This window comes from Mesorhizobium shangrilense (assembly GCF_028826155.1).
GTDB lineage: Bacteria > Pseudomonadota > Alphaproteobacteria > Rhizobiales > Rhizobiaceae > Arvimicrobium > Arvimicrobium flavum.
In genome coordinates, this window is sequence record NZ_JAQGPN010000003.1 from 19021 (window position 1) to 33622 (window position 14602).

Consider the following 14602-nt stretch of genomic DNA (forward strand, 5'->3'; position numbering starts at 1 on the left):
ATCCCTACTTCATGTTCACGTGCGCGACGCTGTCCTTGTAGTCCTCTTTGGGATCTCCCATGCCGAGGAACAGTTTCACGCCGGCGACGAAGCTCGAGGCGTCCTTCCAGATCTCGGCGTCCCTCGGATCGAACCTCAGCAAACACAGTTTTGGATCGTCCTTGCCCTGCTCGAACCAGGCAGCGACGTAGCGGTTCCACAGCCGATCGATAACGGCTCGGTCGTTGTCGATCTGAAGCGTCCCGTTCACGCTGGCGAACAGGTCGTGCCCCTTGGCGGCATAGGTGACGTTCGCCTCCTTGCCGGTTGAAACGGCTTCCGCAAGGTCGGTGTCCTTTGCCGTGAAGAAGTAGATCACGGGGCGATCTCCGTCGAACTGGGCGGTCATGGGCCGCGGCGAGACCCCGGCGACGCCGACCATGGCGGTCATGTCGGACCGGATCGAGTCCCAGAACTTGGTCTTGAATTCCCTATCGTTGGACACGGCTCTTCTCCTGTTGAGCTCGGCAAACGCTGGGTCGAAATCTTGGTTCCTTGCCCGAGGCCGGCGGGGGCGGCGATGCCGCTCCACCCAGCCTGTCTGCGCCAGGCGACGCGCTGTTATCCCGGCACAATGAAGGGGTGTCGCCGCTGGGGGAAAATTCGAATCCGACACGCTTGACCCTGTCCTAATTCATATATATGACATGTATCACATAGGGGTTAGTGCTCCGATTCAGGGAGGTCGATATGACGCTGCACAGAGTCCTCGTGGCAAACCGGGGCGAGATCGCCGTTCGCATTATCCGTGCTTGTCGTGACCTCGGGATGGAGACGGTTCAGGTTCACTCGTCGGCCGACGAGAATTCGCTGCCCGTCAAGCTTGCCGACGAAAGCGTGCTGATCGGCCCGCCTCCGGCATCGCAGAGCTATCTCCTGCCCAAGGTGCTCGTGGAAGCGGCCTTGAAGACGGGCTGCGATGCAGTGCACCCGGGCTACGGCTTCCTCTCCGAGAACGCCGAATTCGCCGAACTCTGCGCGCAGGCCGGGCTTCGCTTCATCGGTCCCTCGGCCGAAGTGATCAGGCTGATGGGGGACAAATCGGCTGCGCGCCGTGCCGCCATCGAGGCTGGCGTTCCCGTCACGCCAGGGTCGACAGATCCGATCGTCGATCGCGCCGAAGGTCTGAAGCTGGCGAGGGAGATCGGGTTTCCGGTGCTGATCAAGGCGTCTGCCGGCGGTGGCGGGCGCGGCATGAGGGTGGTGGAATCGGAGGCCGGCTTCGACGCCGCGCTCGATTCAGCGACCCGCGAGGCCGAAAGCGCCTTCGGCAACGGCGAAGTCTATATCGAGAAGTATCTCCCGCGCGTGCGCCACATCGAGGTGCAGATCATGGGCGATGGCGTCGATATCGTCCATTTCGGGGAGCGCGATTGTTCGATCCAGCGCCGCCACCAGAAGCTGGTTGAAGAAAGCCCATCCCCCGCGCTCAGCGAGAAGCAGCGCGCCGACATTGCCGACGCCGCCTGCCGGCTGGCCAGGAAGGTCGCGTATTGCGGGGCAGGGACCATGGAGTTTATCCTCGATCCTGCCAGCGGCGACTTCTACTTCATCGAGATGAACACGCGCATCCAGGTCGAGCACCCGGTGACCGAAATGGTCACGAATTCCGACCTGGTGAAGATGCAGCTGGTCATCGCCGATACCGGAAAGCTGCCGGTCACCCAGGACGACGTCGTGTTTTGCGGGCACGCGATCGAGTGCCGGATCAACGCCGAGGACCCCGAGCGCGGATTCATGCCGAAGCCGGGCAAGCTGACCGACCTGATCTTGCCCTCGGGGCCGGGCGTGCGCGTCGACAGCCATGTCTACCAGGGCTACGACCTGCCTCCCTACTACGACTCGCTGATGGCCAAAGTCATCACATGGGGGCGTGACCGCGAGGAAGCGCTGGCCCGCATGAAGCGTGCGCTTGGCGAGATGGAGATCACGGGCGTGCCCTCCACCGTTGCGTTCCATCAACGGCTTCTTTCGGAACCTGCATTCCTCGAGGGCGACGTCCATACCCGCTTCGTGCGCGAGAGCATGTGGGCCGGCCATCCGATGCAGGGCATGCTTTAGGGGATCTTGGAAATGGCATTTGAAAAGGTTTTGGGCGAGCTCGATCGGCGTCGGAAGAAGGCCCTTGCGATGGGCGGCGAGGCCAAGCTGGCCAAGCGGCGCGAAGAGGGGCATCTGAACGCGCGCGAGCGGCTGGACGCCCTGCTCGATGCGGACAGCTTCATCGAGAGCGGCATGCTGGCGACGTCGCATCTCCCGAACATGCGCGAAAAGACCCCGGCCGACGGCAAGATTGCCGGCTATGGCAAGGTTGCCGGCCGCGGGGTCGCCATCGTCTCGAACGACTTTACGGTGGTGGGAGCGTCAAGCTCCGTCATCAACGGCAAGAAGATCCGGCATATGCGCGAGGTAGCAACCAAGCGCGGCCTGCCGATGGTCTTCCTGGGTGAATCGACGGGCGCGCGGATGCCGGACCGGATGGGCGCGCAGGGCCGCGCCATCCTCGGCCAGGATCCGGCGGAATATTTGCGCAACCGCAAGACGCCGTGGGTCTCGGCTCAGCTGGGGGCCTGCTACGGCTCTTCGACCTGGTACGGCCACATGTCCGACTTCGTCGTCATGCGCAAGGGCGCCACGATGGCGGTCGCCAGCGGCAAGGTCACGTCGCTGGCGATCAACCAGCCGGTCGACTCCGAGGAGCTTGGCGGGTGGCGTCTTCATGCCGACAAGACGGGCCGTGTCGACATGGTCGTCGACACCGACGAACAAGCCCTCGAAGCCGTCAAGCGCTTCCTCAGCTATGTGCCGTCCCACAATGGCGAAGCGCCGCCGGTGGCGCCCTCACAGGAAGCGGGCGGGGAGGCGGACGACATACTGAAGATCCTTCCCGAGAGTTCCACGCAGGTCTACGATGTTCGCAAGATCATCGCCGCCATCGCCGATCGCGACAGCCTGTTCGAACTCAAGGGCCGCTTCGGCAAGTCCATCACCACCATGCTCGCGCGCCTTGACGGGCACAGCGTCGGTTTCCTCGCCAACAATACCTTCTTCAAGGGTGGGGCAATCGATGTGGACGCCTGCAACAAGGCGATCAGCTTCCTCGTGCTCTGCGACAGCTACAACATTCCGGTCGTCTTCCTCGTCGATCAGCCCGGTTTCATGATCGGGCTGGAGGGCGAACTGCGCGGTGCGGCGGGCAGGATCATCAACTGGATGAACGCGCTGTCGTTGATGACCGTGCCGAAGATCTCGGTGATCATGCGCAAGAGCTATGGCCAAGCCTACCTGAACATGGGCGGCGGCAAGAATTCAGACGAAGTGCTGACCTGGCCTACCGCGGATCTCGGGTTCATGGCGCCTGAAGTCGGCGTCAACGTTCTCTACGGCGTGACCAAGCAGGGCGACCCCGAACGCTTTGCCGAGCTGGTCGAGCAGATCAGCCGCGACAGCTCGGCCTGGCAGCTTGCCGAACTCTACGAAGGGCATGAAGTGATCGACCCGCGCGAGACCCGCCACCGGCTGATCGGGCTGCTCGAAGTGCATCGCGGCGACGGCGTCGGGCAGCATGTGCTCGCAACCTGGCCAACCAGCTACTGAGCCCAGCGCAAGAATTCGTCGAGGAAAGATCATGAGCGACATTCAAGTAGAAGCTTCGTTGACGGGCACCATCTGGAAGATCCTGGTCACGGAAGGCGAGACGGTTTCCGAGAACCAGACGGTTGCCATCATCGAGGCGATGAAGATGGAGATTCCCGTCGTCGCCAGCGACAGCGGCGTGGTGCGCACGGTCCATGTGAAGGAGGGCGACGCAATCGCGGAAGGCGACAGCGTCGTCACCATCGACGGCTGAGCCACGCTCATGCCCGACTGCCGGCGCGATCGCCCTTGCGGCCCGCGCGTCGGTCCCGCCCTGCGCGCTGAACGTTGCCGCGCCGATACGGAGCAATCCGCATGAAGAAGCATTGCATCGTCGCCGGCGCCCTGGGCATCTCCGGGCGCGCCCTTCTCGAACATCTCGAGAAAGACGAGACATGGGACGTCACCGCGATATCGCGCCGGCGCCCCGATTTCGCAACACGGGCGAACTTTCTAGCGCTCGACCTGATGTCGGCTGAGGACTGCGCCCGGGCGTTGCGGGATCTGTCCAGCGTCACCCATGTCTTCTACGGCGCACATGTTCGGCACGCCGACCCTACACGGGAGGCGGCGCTGAACCTTCAGATGCTGCGCAACCTCGTCGAGGGCATCGAGGCGGCCAGTCCTCGTCTCAGCCGGGTCGTGCTCCTGCATGGCACCAAGTGGTATGGCAACCACCTGGGGCCCTTCAAGACCCCGGCCCGGGAGGACGACCCGCGCCACATGCCGCCGAATTTCTACTACGACCAGCAGGACTGGATCGCGGAACATCAGAAGGGCAAATCCTGGGCATGGAGCGCGCTGCGCCCGCACTGCATCTGCGGGCCTGCGATCGGCAGCCCGATGAGCCACCTGCTCGGGCTCTGCCTCTATGCCGCGATCTCGCGCGAGCTCGGTTTGCCGTTGTGTTTTCCGGGCGCCAAGGGCGCTTTCGAGGCGATGTACCAGTTCACGGACGCTGCCTTGCTCGCGCAGGCGATGGTCTGGGCGGGAACGGAGCCCGGCTGCGCCAACGAGGCCTTCAACATGACCAATGGAGAGGTCGAGCGCTGGTGCAACCTGTGGCCGCACCTGGCGCGGCAGTTCGGGATGGAAGCCGGGCCTGTCCGGACGATCAGCCTGGCAAAATACATGGCCGACAAGGAGCCGCTGTGGCAGCAGATCTGTGCGCGGCGCGGTCTCGAATACCATCGTATGGATGAGCTCGTGGACTGGTCGTTCCTCGATTGGGCCTATGGGGCCGACTACGACCAGGTCTCGTGCCTGGGTAAGGCGCGGCGGGCCGGATGGACGGCATCGGTCGACGCCCGGGAGATGTTCGAACGGCAGATCGGACGGCTCGTCGAGATGCGGATCATTCCCGGGCCCTGAGCCGCGCAAATTTTGGCTCCGGCAGTGTCGGCAAGAGGTGGAGGAGACGGCATGAGACAAGCTGTCGTGGTCATGTACGACGCGGAGGCTGAACTCGACGAGTGGATGCATGGACCCCACTATGACGAGGTGCTGGCCACGCCGGGCGTTGTCGCCGTCCAGCGCTTGCGTGTGACCGAGGGGCCTGAAGGAAGCCGCAGGTACATCGCCATCATAGAGACGAGCGATCTCGAGGCCACGCTTGCCTGGCGCAACAGCCCGGCCGGAAAGCGGTCGCAGGATGAGGCGAACGAGCGTGGTGTCAGCCGCCGATGTTCCATGCTTGCCGATGTGATCTTCGACGCAAGCGCTGCGCATGATCGTTGATCAAGGAGAGTTTGAGATGTCCATGGACAGGCAGAAGGTGGCCGAATATGTCGTGCAGGCAGCGCGCGCCGGCCGGCCCTTGCTCAGGGAGGCCGAAGCAAAATCGGTGCTCGAGAGCTTCGGGCTGCGCGTGCCGCGCGGTGTGACCCTGGCCTTCGACGAGGATCCGGCGGCTGCGGTAGGAACCCTCAGGCCTCCCTTCGTCGTCAAGGTGATGTCGGAGCGGATCGTTCACAAGACCGAGCACGGCGGCGTGGCGCTCAACTTGCAGGATCTGGAGGCCGTTCGGGCAGCGATCGCGGACATGAAGTCGCGGCTCGGATCACTGATGGCCCCCTCGGATGGCTGGCTGGTCGAGGAAAGCATCCCCCGCGGAACCGAAATCGTCGTCGGCGGCGCCATCGATCCGCGTTTCGGACCGACCGTCATGTTCGGCCTGGGCGGCATCCTGGTCGAACTGATGGCGGACGTGGCTTTCCGGATCTGTCCGATTACGCGCGCCGACGCCAGGGACATGATTGCCGAGCTGAAGGGGCGCAAGCTGCTCGACGGATGGCGCGGTTCGCAGGCGGTCGACCTCGAGACGATCGAGGAGACGCTGCTGGCGATCGGCGGCGAGGGTGGGCTTCTGCTCGCGTTGGAAGAGGCGGTCTCGGAACTCGACATCAATCCCATGATCGCCACCGCAGACGGGGTCGTGGCGGTCGATGCGCGGATCATTCTCAAGGGAGACGTTCACTGATGGATACGATCGCATCGCAGCGCGATCTCGGTGCCCTGTTCGCTCCGCGCGCAGTCGCTGTCGTCGGCGCCTCGGCGACGGGGGATTCGGTCGCCAACCGTTTCTTGCGCAACCTTCGCCGGCTGTCCTTCGAGGGCGAGGTCTACGTCATCCATCCCAAGGCCGCCGAGGTCGAAGGGTTTCGCACCTATCCGTCCTTGGCGGAAATGCCCGGGGAAGTGGACTACGCCTACATCGCCGTCGCGGCCGAACGCACGCCGGGATTGTTCGCCGGGGCGGCGAACAAGGTGAGGTTCGCGCAGGTGGTCTCGAGCGGCTTCGCGGAAGTCGGCCGGCACGACCTGCAAGACGAATTGTTGGAGGCTTGCGGCGCCGCGGGCGTACGTCTCCTCGGGCCGAACTGCATCGGAACCCATTCAAGTGGGGGCCGGATTTCATTTCACGCGCAGCCGACCACGCTGAAGTCCGGTCCTGTCGGGATCATTTCACAAAGCGGCGGGCTTTCGACGGATATCCTCACGCGCGGCCGGATGAGGGGAGTGGGTTTCCACTCGGTCATCTCGGTCGGCAACAGTGCGGACCTTGGACCCGTCGAACTGCTGGAACACATGCTGGCCGATCCCGCCATTCGGGTCGTTGGCCTCTATCTGGAGGATATCGTCAGGGGCCGCGCCTTCTTTGACGTGCTGCGCCGCGCCGGCGCCGCCAAGCCGGTGGTCATCCTGAAGGGCGGCCGCACGGCGGCCGGGCAGCGAGCCTCGATGTCCCATACGGGCGCGCTGATGGCCGACGACCGGATCTGGCAGGCGCTGGCCCGCCAGACCGGCGCGGTGCTGGTCGAGAGCCTCGACCGTTTCGTCAACGCGTTGCTTGTCTTCCAGACCGTCGCGCCGCGCACGGACCGTGCGACGCGAAGGGTCTCGCTGTTCGGCAATGGCGGGGGAACGAGCGTTCTGGCCGCCGATGCGTTCAGCCGTGTTGGCTTGGACGTTCCGGCGCTCTCGCAAGCGGCGAACGATGCGCTGGAGGCGCTGAAGCTGCCCCCCGGAACCAGCATCGCCAATCCCATCGACGCTCCCGGCACCACCCTCAAGCTGGACAGCGGAAGGATCGGGGTCGAGATCTTGAAGGGCATCATGCTCGACCGGGACATCGATCTGATCGTCACCCACATCAACATGTCGGTGATGCTCGGATATCAGGATCGCGAGATCGTGCCCAATTTCGTCAACGGCGCGGCAGCCCTGCGCCATCAGGAGTCGAACGCGCCCCACCTGGCGCTGGTGCTGCGTTCAGGCGGCGAGCCGGAGGTCGAAGAGGGGCGGAATGCGCTGCGCGAGCATCTTCTGGGCCTCGGCATTCCGGTGTTCGACGAGCTGGAGGACGCGGCTCTCGCTTTCTCGGCACTGGCCGTCCATGAGAGTTTTCTGCGCCGCTCGCAAGCCGGGCACGAACATCTTGATGCCGCATAAGTCCTGTAAAAACAAGCAGATGGAGCAACGCTAGAGCTCTGCAATCGGCGATGTGGATAGGGCTCTGCGTGCTCCGCGTTCGGCATCGATATATGATTGACCTAAGATAAATCATATATATGATGTCTATGTTTTCAGCCGTCGCGCTTCTCAATTCCGGCGGGGTTGAGCTGCTCGGGGAGAGGTCCGAGACAGGCTGAAGTAATCGGCAATCCTGGGAGGTAATGCCATCATGAGGTCGAAAGACAAGACGTCGGAGCTGGCTCGCGGCCGGGCGCGGGTTTCTACCGCCATGTCAGCGTTGGTCGTCGCGTTCGGAAGCGTTTTCGCAACGCTTCAGGGCGCCAGCGCCGAAACCAAGACCTGCGAAAAGCAGGACGAGATCAAGCTCCAGGAATATGCCGGGCTGATCCAGAACATCGTCGCTTGGGCGGGGATCGAATCCGGCACGTTTGAGCGGCATTGTCTCAAGGCTGTCATGGTTCCGATCCCGTCGGCGCCGGCCGCCTATGCAGCGTCGGTGCAGGGCGGCGTGCATTTCGTGTCGACGGCGCCGGAAACCGCGCTCGTGCCCTACAGCCAGGGCATGGACATCAAGATCGTGGCCGGGATGAACTCCACCATCCACTACGCGCTCGTCGTCCGCAAGGATCTTGAAATGCCCCATGAGGCCGAAGGCTACCCGGCCGTCATGAAGGATCTCGTCGGCAAGAGGATCGGGGTCAATGCCCTGGGCTCGACGACCAACGCGCTCGCTCGTGCGAACTTCATCGCGGCCGGGCTCAACCCCGACGATGCCAATTGGGTCGCATACGGTGCGCCGCCGGCCGGCATCGCCGCGCTGCAGAATGGTACGGTCGACGCCATTCAGCTGTGGAGCGATGGCATGGACATCGCTGCGACCCTCACGGGCGGAAAGGTCATCGGCGACCTCCGGGATCCGGAGACGAAGACCTTGCCGGTGATCGCCACCATGCGCGGAGCCTCTTTGGAGTGGGCGGCCCAGTCGAGCTACATCGAGGAGAACCCGGAGGTGGTCGAGCGCTTCGTCGCGGCCAACAGCGAAGCCATCGCCTGGATCAAGGATCCCGCCAATTTCGATGCAGTGGTCGGCATCGTTCGCGAGCGGGCGCCCTCGCCCGAGGGGGTGGCCGATCGCGAAGCCCTGCTTCTCCAGCGTGTCAGGCAATTCATACCCCAGGTCAGCGCCGAACTCAGTGTAAGCGCGCTCCAGGGGTGGGCCCAGTTCGCCTATGACAACGGGCGGGTCCCCGAACTGATCGATGTCAAGTCCCTGATCTGGGAAGGCTCGAAAGACATCATAGTGCCCTAAGCCTGGCCTAGGAGCGCCGCCTGGCGGCGGCGCTCCATCCGTCTCCAAATAATGGGAATTGAGATGAGTGGTAAAACCGTAACCCTCACCGACGTGGCGCATTGGTTTGCGCCCAAATCGCCGGGCGACAAGCCGGTGCAAGTGCTGCGCAAGACCGATCTTGTCATCAAGAAACAGGAGTTCGTTGCACTGGTCGGCCCGAGCGGGTGCGGCAAGACGACGGTGCTGAACATGGTGGCGGGGTTGATCGACCCATTCGCCGGCAGCGTGCGCCTCGACGGACAGAAGCCCAAGGTCGGGGACCGCGACGTCGGTTATCTTCTCGCGCGTGACGCCTTGATGCCGTGGCGAACGGCGGTCCAGAACGTCTCGCTCCCGTTGGAGCTGCGGGGGATTTCTCGCCGGAAGGCCGAAGACGCGGCCGCGGCCTCCCTGAAGGCGGTGGGACTCGGGGCGTTCATCAACTCCTATCCTGCCCAGCTCTCGCACGGCATGCGCCAGCGGGTCGCAGTGGCAAGGACGCTTGTCACCGAGCCGACCACGGTCCTGATGGACGAGCCGTTCTCGGCCCTCGACGCCCAGACCCGTCTCAGCCTCCAGCAGCAGTTCCTCAGCCTTTGGGAAAGGCTGAATTCAACCGTCCTTTTCGTCACTCACGACCTGACCGAGGCGATCCTTATGGCCGACCGGGTGCTGGTCTTCTCAGCGCGGCCGGGCGCCATCAAGGCCGATTTCAAGATCGAGCTCGAACGCCCGCGTTCCCTGAGTGAGTTGCAGGGAAGCGACAAGTTCCATGCGCTGTTCCAGGAAATCTGGAACGTGTTCCGCGATGAGGTTCAGATATGACGAGTTCGCAGGCGACTACGATGTCGCGCGCGCCCACGGCCCGCGATGATGACTCCGGCGTGGCCGCGGCAATGCCCGTGGCGCGACCGCGCAAGAACCTGGCAAACTCGCCTGTCGCCGTGGCTCTCGGATGGGCCACGATCAGCGTGCTGTTCCTCGGCCTCTGGGAGTGGGCAGGGCAGACGAAGCAGATCAACGTGCTGTTCTTCAGCTATCCCTCCGCGATCTGGGATCAGCTGCTGAAAGGTCTGGCGACCGACCTGCTCACCGTGGATACCAGAACCACGCTCCTGTCGGCCTTTTCGGGCTTTGTCGTCGCCGCCGTGGCGGGGGTTCTGCTCGCCTTCGCGCTGTCGCAACTGCCCTATGTGAACAAGGTCCTGCGCCCCTTCTTCACGGCGTTCAACAGCCTGCCGCGCATCGCCCTGGCTCCGCTCTTCATCATGTGGTTCGGCATCGGCGTCTTCTCCAATGCGGTCATGGCCGGCAGCCTCACCTTCTTCGTCGTCTTCGCCAACACGATGGCTGGTTTCGAAGGGGTGGACCAGGACCACCTGCTGCTTTCGCGCCTTCAGGGCGCGACGCGGTGGCAGGTGTTCCGGTATTTCGTCATCCCTTCGGCGCTGCCAAGCATCTTCGTGGGGCTGGAACTCGGCTTCATCTTCGGAATGCTGGGCGCAGTGGGCGGCGAAATGATCGCCGGCGAGCGCGGCCTCGGCGTCCGCCTGCAGCGGGACGCCGGCGTCTTCAATACGGCTGGCTACTTCGCCACGCTGTTCATGCTGATCATCATCAGCTCGATCCTGATGGCGCTGTTCCAGCTCATCAAGCGGCGCATGGTGCGGTGGCAGGATGCGCACCTGATCAAGAGGGCGTGACGGTGGAACACATCGTCCGCATCGGACTGTCCCGGCGATCCGAGGGGCTTACCCGGGCCGCCGCCCAGGCCTACTGGCGGACAGTCCATGCGGACGTGTTCCGCAAGCTGCCCAAGCTCGTCTCCTATGTGCAGAACCACGCCGTTCTGGTCGACGAAGACCATGCTCTCCTAGATGATTGTCCTTTCGACATCTTCGCCGAGGTGACCTTCGCGACCAGGCAGGATCTCACTGAAGCGAGCAGCAGCGAGTACTATCGCAGCGCCATCCTGCCCGACGAGGCGAACCTCCTGGTTCCCGAAGGGCGCAGCTTCCTTCTCCTCCAACGTGATGCGCTGCGGCCGCCGGCTCCTGCGCAAGTCACGCTGGCTGCCTTCCTGTCCGAAAAATGGAATCCGGCGGCCGGCGGACAGGCGCCGGCGATGATCGAGCGGGTCGAGGAGGGCTCCGGACCCATCGGATCGCGGACGCGCTTTTATGCGCAATGGCGCTGCGATACGGCGGCTGGCGCCTTGTCGCTGTACCAGACCCTTCGTGGCGAAAGCTGCTTTGCGGGCAGCCTTGTGGCGGCGACGGTGGTGCGGCCCAACGTGGTGGTCGGCTCTGCCGCGGGGGGACGCTGCTGCGCAGCGCAAGACTGAAGCATTCGCATATGGAATTCTCCCTTGACGCCCAGGCGCACGTCATTCTAGGCGTCGCGGCCCTTCTCGCGGGGCTCGCAAAGGGGCTCGCCGGCTTCGGGTCGGCGCTGGTGTTCATGCCTCTGGCCAGCGCAGCCGTCGGACCCGTCGTGGCCGGGCCGATCTTCATCGTGATCGATTGCATCACCTCGTTCCCGCTGGCCCGAATAAGCTGGGCCTTTGCCGACCGGGCCGCTGTCGCCCGTATTGGCCTGGTCGCCGGAATTGGCCTTCCTGTCGGCATCGGCATCCTGGTCTCGGTGGATCAGACAATGATCCGCTGGATGATCTCGCTGTTCTGCCTTGCCAGCGTCTTCGTCCTGATGCTCGGCCTGCGTGTCGACGGCAGGCTGCAACGCGCGTCGACCTTTGTCACGGGTCTGCTTTCCGGCATCTTCCACGGTATTGCGCAAATCGGCGGCCCGCCCGTCCTTCTGCTCTGGATCGCGCAGGGACACGCCAAGGCAACGATCCGGGCCAACGCCTTGCTCTATTTCGCGCTGCTGACCATCGCAACGTTCATCATCTTCGTGGCGATCGGCATCTTCAGCTGGACCTCCTTCACTTATGCGCTGATCCTCCTGCCGATCTATGCTGGCGGGCTGGTCGCGGGCGGCTGGCTCTTCGGCAGGACAAGCGATCGATGGTTTCGCGCCGCGTCCTACGCGCTGATCGTCGGCGCGGCCATCGCCGGGCTGCCTGTGCTGGATGGTCTCCTGGGCGACTGAGACCGGGCGCTCGTTCTGTAGATGGCCGGCCACGTTCCGGCGGTCTTCGCCGTCCACAGCCTGCATCCCCGTCCACCGATTTCGGCAGAATCTGAGGTGCCGCCTTTAGATTGCGCTGGACAAAATAGATATATATGACATGGTTGTTTTAGATGAATGCTATCATGCGAACAGCGGAGGAAGCGTATGATCACTCCACCCATCATTGACATGCGACTGAGGCCGCCGATCCCGGCCTGGACCCGCGGGACCGTCTTCAAGACCGCGATGCACTACCCGCGCCATTTCTTCACCTTCAAGGGGGCGCGTTCGGCCTGGACAGAATCCGTCGACATGCTGTTCGAGGAGATGGATTCGGCCGGCATCAAATACGGCGTCCTCGTCGGCAGGGCCTCGGCCGGAGCCGGCAATCTCGGTGGCGTCGAGAATCGCGAGATCGTCGAGGCCGTCACCACCTATTCCGACCGCTTCCTCGGCTTTCTGGGGATCGATCTCGACAATATCGAGCAAGGTCTGGCCGAGGTGCGGGAATTCGCTTCCTGTTCCAACATCAAGGGCATCTCGATCGAGCCGGGTTCGGCCCGCGAACCCCGCTGGTCCGACGATGCCAGCCTGACCCCGATCTACGAACTGGCGCTCGAGCTGGACCTGCCGGTCTCCATCTCGCTTTCCGGCCTGCTCTCGGCGCTGGCGGGACACGACATTACCTGGTCAAGTCCGGTTTCGATCCAGAGGGTGGCGCGGCGGTATCCGGATCTGAAGATCATCGTGTCCCATGCGGCATGGCCTTACGCGGACGAGATGGTCGTCGTCGCCCTGGCGTGTCCCAACATCTATGTCTCGCCCGATCTCTACGCCGCGACCGCAGGCATGATCTGCGCCGACAGCTACGTGAAGGGCGCGAACCTCTTTCTGGAAGACAGGATGCTGTTTGGAACGGCCTATCCCGTCAAGGACATCCAGGAATCGCTGCGCGACTTCCTCGGGATGGGCTGGCGGCCGGACATCATCCACAAGCTGCTCTGGGGCAATGCCGCCAAGCTTCTGAAGGTAACCGCCTGAGATAGCGGCAAGCTCGATCGCCGAGCGGCGTCGCATTCGTAGACAGCAAGAAGATTCAAAGGAAACAAGTCCATGAACATGCCGGTAACGCGCATGATCGCGGAGCGAGTCAGTGAAATATCCCTGGCCGATATTCCGCATGAGAGCGTGGATTACGCGAAAACACTCATGCTGAGCGCGATCGGCGCCATCGTGCAGGGTCCCGATTGCACGGGCGGCGACATCATCGAGCGCTATGTCGAGCGCACCGGCGGGGCCGAAGAGGCAATGCTCTTCGCCACCGGACGCCGACTGCCGATGGAGGCCGCCGCGCTGGCCAACGCGACCTTCGCGCATGCGACGGAATATGAAGACGACAGCTTTCCGGAGGCCGTGTCGAGCTACACGATCGTGCCGGCCGTTCTCGCGGTGGCGGAACAATGCGGCGCCTCAGGTGCGGACATGATCGCCGCCTTCGTGGCGGGCTATGAGACGCAGGCGCGCATAGGGCTTGCCTGCCGCGAGGCGCGTCGGCGCGGATACATGGTGCTCAGTCTTGCAGGTTCGATCGGCTGCGCTGCGGCTGCAGCAAGGCTCATGGGGCTCGATGCGGAGCGCACCGCCCATGCCCTCAGCATCGCCGCCTCGCAGGCGAACGGGCTCGGATACCAGACCGGCACCATGGCGCATATTGTCGAGATGGGGTTTTCGGCGCGCAACGGCATCTGTGCCGCGCTTCTGGCGAAGGATGGATACACCGGGCAGCTGGACATCCTCGAGGCGCCGCGCGGCCTGTTCAATCTGATCTGCGCCGACAATGTCGACGCGCCAGAAAAGATCATCGAAGACTGGGGCCGGCCCTACCGCATCCACGAGGTCGGCATCAAGGAGTTCCCCTGCTGCTATCACCTGCAGCGCATGATCGAAACCGCGCTCGAGCTGCGTGAAAGCGAGGGACTTCGCCCGGACCAGATCGAGGAGATCGAGGTCCACGTGAACGCCTTCTTCCCGACGGTCGTCCAGCATGACGATCCGTCGAACGAGATCGAGGCGCAATTCAGTCTGCCGCACGCCTTTGCGGTTGGTCTGCTCGAAGACGTCATAGATCAATCGAGCTTCGCTGTAGAGCGCATTGGCGACCCCCGCTTCAGCCATGTCAGAAGCCTCGTCAGAACCGTCGTCCGCGACGACTGGGGTTGGAGCCCGACGGGATGGACGCCCCGCATTGCCTTCACGCTCAAGGACGGTCGCCAGATCCTGCGCGAACCCGAGCATTCGCGAGGGCAGCCGCCGAACCTTTTCAGCTTCGACGAATGCGAGCCGAAATTCCGCAAATGCGTGACCGCGCGCCTTGGCGAGGATGCGATCCAGACGGTGCTCAAGGACCTCTCGGTGCTCGAGCAACTGGATGACGTTTCGAGGCTCGTCGCCGCCCTGGCAAGCGGCGCCCGACGCTAGCCGCCATTTCCG

The 14602-nt window shown here is 63.6% G+C and carries 15 protein-coding genes; 14 read left to right on the plus strand and 1 reads right to left on the minus strand.

Annotation, left to right across the window (positions count from 1 at the left end; all coding sequences use genetic code 11):
• Positions 1-4: 4 nt before the first annotated feature.
• On the minus strand, positions 5-484 hold the full coding sequence (locus tag PD284_RS24685; protein ID WP_274630993.1) for a pyridoxamine 5'-phosphate oxidase family protein: 480 nt from the start codon (positions 482-484) through the stop codon (positions 5-7).
• Between the two features lie 245 nt (positions 485-729).
• On the opposite strand from PD284_RS24685, the gene accC reads away from it, so the two are divergent.
• The 14 genes from accC (at position 730) to PD284_RS24755 (ending at position 14590) form a co-directional block, all read left to right on the plus strand.
• Positions 730-2100 carry an acetyl-CoA carboxylase biotin carboxylase subunit gene (gene accC, locus PD284_RS24690; protein ID WP_274630994.1) on the plus strand — a complete coding sequence of 457 codons (1371 nt, stop codon included), beginning with the start codon at positions 730-732 and terminating at the stop codon, positions 2098-2100.
• A gap of 12 nt (positions 2101-2112) precedes the next feature.
• Positions 2113-3636 (plus strand): acyl-CoA carboxylase subunit beta, encoded by a 1524-nt coding sequence (locus PD284_RS24695; protein ID WP_274630995.1) that lies wholly within the window; start codon positions 2113-2115, stop codon positions 3634-3636.
• A gap of 31 nt (positions 3637-3667) precedes the next feature.
• Positions 3668-3889, plus strand: a complete 222-nt coding sequence (locus tag PD284_RS24700) for an acyl-CoA carboxylase biotin carboxyl carrier protein subunit (protein ID WP_274630996.1) — start codon at positions 3668-3670, stop codon at positions 3887-3889.
• A 101-nt stretch (positions 3890-3990) separates the two neighbouring features.
• The gene (locus PD284_RS24705) at positions 3991-5046 is read left to right on the plus strand and encodes an SDR family oxidoreductase (protein ID WP_274630997.1); all 1056 of its coding nucleotides are present in this window, start codon (positions 3991-3993) and stop codon (positions 5044-5046) included.
• Positions 5047-5097: 51 nt separating this feature from the next.
• Complete coding sequence (locus PD284_RS24710; RefSeq protein WP_274630998.1) at positions 5098-5412, plus strand: DUF4286 family protein; 315 nt, start codon at positions 5098-5100, stop codon at positions 5410-5412.
• A 16-nt stretch (positions 5413-5428) separates the two neighbouring features.
• A complete protein-coding gene (locus tag PD284_RS24715; RefSeq protein WP_274630999.1) occupies positions 5429-6154 on the plus strand; it encodes an acetate--CoA ligase family protein in 726 nt (241 codons plus the stop codon).
• Positions 6154-7626, plus strand: coding sequence for a CoA-binding protein (locus tag PD284_RS24720; protein ID WP_274631000.1), 1473 nt, complete (start codon positions 6154-6156; stop codon positions 7624-7626). The genes PD284_RS24715 and PD284_RS24720 overlap by 1 nt, the downstream gene beginning before the upstream one ends.
• A gap of 232 nt (positions 7627-7858) precedes the next feature.
• Positions 7859-8959: an ABC transporter substrate-binding protein gene (locus PD284_RS24725; protein WP_274631001.1), complete on the plus strand. Its 1101-nt coding sequence runs from the start codon at positions 7859-7861 to the stop codon at positions 8957-8959.
• 63 nt (positions 8960-9022) lie between these two features.
• Positions 9023-9805: an ABC transporter ATP-binding protein gene (locus tag PD284_RS24730; RefSeq protein WP_274631002.1), complete on the plus strand. Its 783-nt coding sequence runs from the start codon at positions 9023-9025 to the stop codon at positions 9803-9805.
• A 20-nt stretch (positions 9806-9825) separates the two neighbouring features.
• The gene (locus PD284_RS24735; protein WP_274631003.1) at positions 9826-10683 is read left to right on the plus strand and encodes an ABC transporter permease; all 858 of its coding nucleotides are present in this window, start codon (positions 9826-9828) and stop codon (positions 10681-10683) included.
• A gap of 2 nt (positions 10684-10685) precedes the next feature.
• A complete protein-coding gene (locus tag PD284_RS24740; RefSeq protein WP_274631004.1) occupies positions 10686-11324 on the plus strand; it encodes an EthD domain-containing protein in 639 nt (212 codons plus the stop codon).
• Between the two features lie 11 nt (positions 11325-11335).
• Positions 11336-12091 carry a sulfite exporter TauE/SafE family protein gene (locus tag PD284_RS24745; protein ID WP_274631005.1) on the plus strand — a complete coding sequence of 252 codons (756 nt, stop codon included), beginning with the start codon at positions 11336-11338 and terminating at the stop codon, positions 12089-12091.
• A gap of 186 nt (positions 12092-12277) precedes the next feature.
• Positions 12278-13153 carry an amidohydrolase family protein gene (locus tag PD284_RS24750; protein ID WP_274631006.1) on the plus strand — a complete coding sequence of 292 codons (876 nt, stop codon included), beginning with the start codon at positions 12278-12280 and terminating at the stop codon, positions 13151-13153.
• Between the two features lie 72 nt (positions 13154-13225).
• Positions 13226-14590, plus strand: a complete 1365-nt coding sequence (locus tag PD284_RS24755) for an MmgE/PrpD family protein (protein ID WP_274631007.1) — start codon at positions 13226-13228, stop codon at positions 14588-14590.
• The last annotated feature ends 12 nt before the right edge of the window (positions 14591-14602 follow it).

What these genes read in the sequence shown, in the direction of transcription:
- PD284_RS24735 (WP_274631003.1), top strand. Translation starts at nt 9,826, where the DNA reads ATGTCGCGCGCGCCCACGGCCCGCGATGATGACTCCGGCGTGGCCGCG.
- accC (WP_274630994.1), top strand. Translation starts at nt 730, where the DNA reads ATGACGCTGCACAGAGTCCTCGTGGCAAACCGGGGCGAGATCGCCGTT.
- PD284_RS24755 (WP_274631007.1), top strand. Translation starts at nt 13,226, where the DNA reads ATGAACATGCCGGTAACGCGCATGATCGCGGAGCGAGTCAGTGAAATA.
- PD284_RS24710 (WP_274630998.1), top strand. Translation starts at nt 5,098, where the DNA reads ATGAGACAAGCTGTCGTGGTCATGTACGACGCGGAGGCTGAACTCGAC.
- PD284_RS24700 (WP_274630996.1), top strand. Translation starts at nt 3,668, where the DNA reads ATGAGCGACATTCAAGTAGAAGCTTCGTTGACGGGCACCATCTGGAAG.
- PD284_RS24725 (WP_274631001.1), top strand. Translation starts at nt 7,859, where the DNA reads ATGAGGTCGAAAGACAAGACGTCGGAGCTGGCTCGCGGCCGGGCGCGG.
- PD284_RS24695 (WP_274630995.1), top strand. Translation starts at nt 2,113, where the DNA reads ATGGCATTTGAAAAGGTTTTGGGCGAGCTCGATCGGCGTCGGAAGAAG.
- PD284_RS24720 (WP_274631000.1), top strand. Translation starts at nt 6,154, where the DNA reads ATGGATACGATCGCATCGCAGCGCGATCTCGGTGCCCTGTTCGCTCCG.
- PD284_RS24715 (WP_274630999.1), top strand. Translation starts at nt 5,429, where the DNA reads ATGTCCATGGACAGGCAGAAGGTGGCCGAATATGTCGTGCAGGCAGCG.
- PD284_RS24750 (WP_274631006.1), top strand. Translation starts at nt 12,278, where the DNA reads ATGATCACTCCACCCATCATTGACATGCGACTGAGGCCGCCGATCCCG.
- PD284_RS24745 (WP_274631005.1), top strand. Translation starts at nt 11,336, where the DNA reads ATGGAATTCTCCCTTGACGCCCAGGCGCACGTCATTCTAGGCGTCGCG.
- PD284_RS24705 (WP_274630997.1), top strand. Translation starts at nt 3,991, where the DNA reads ATGAAGAAGCATTGCATCGTCGCCGGCGCCCTGGGCATCTCCGGGCGC.
- PD284_RS24730 (WP_274631002.1), top strand. Translation starts at nt 9,023, where the DNA reads ATGAGTGGTAAAACCGTAACCCTCACCGACGTGGCGCATTGGTTTGCG.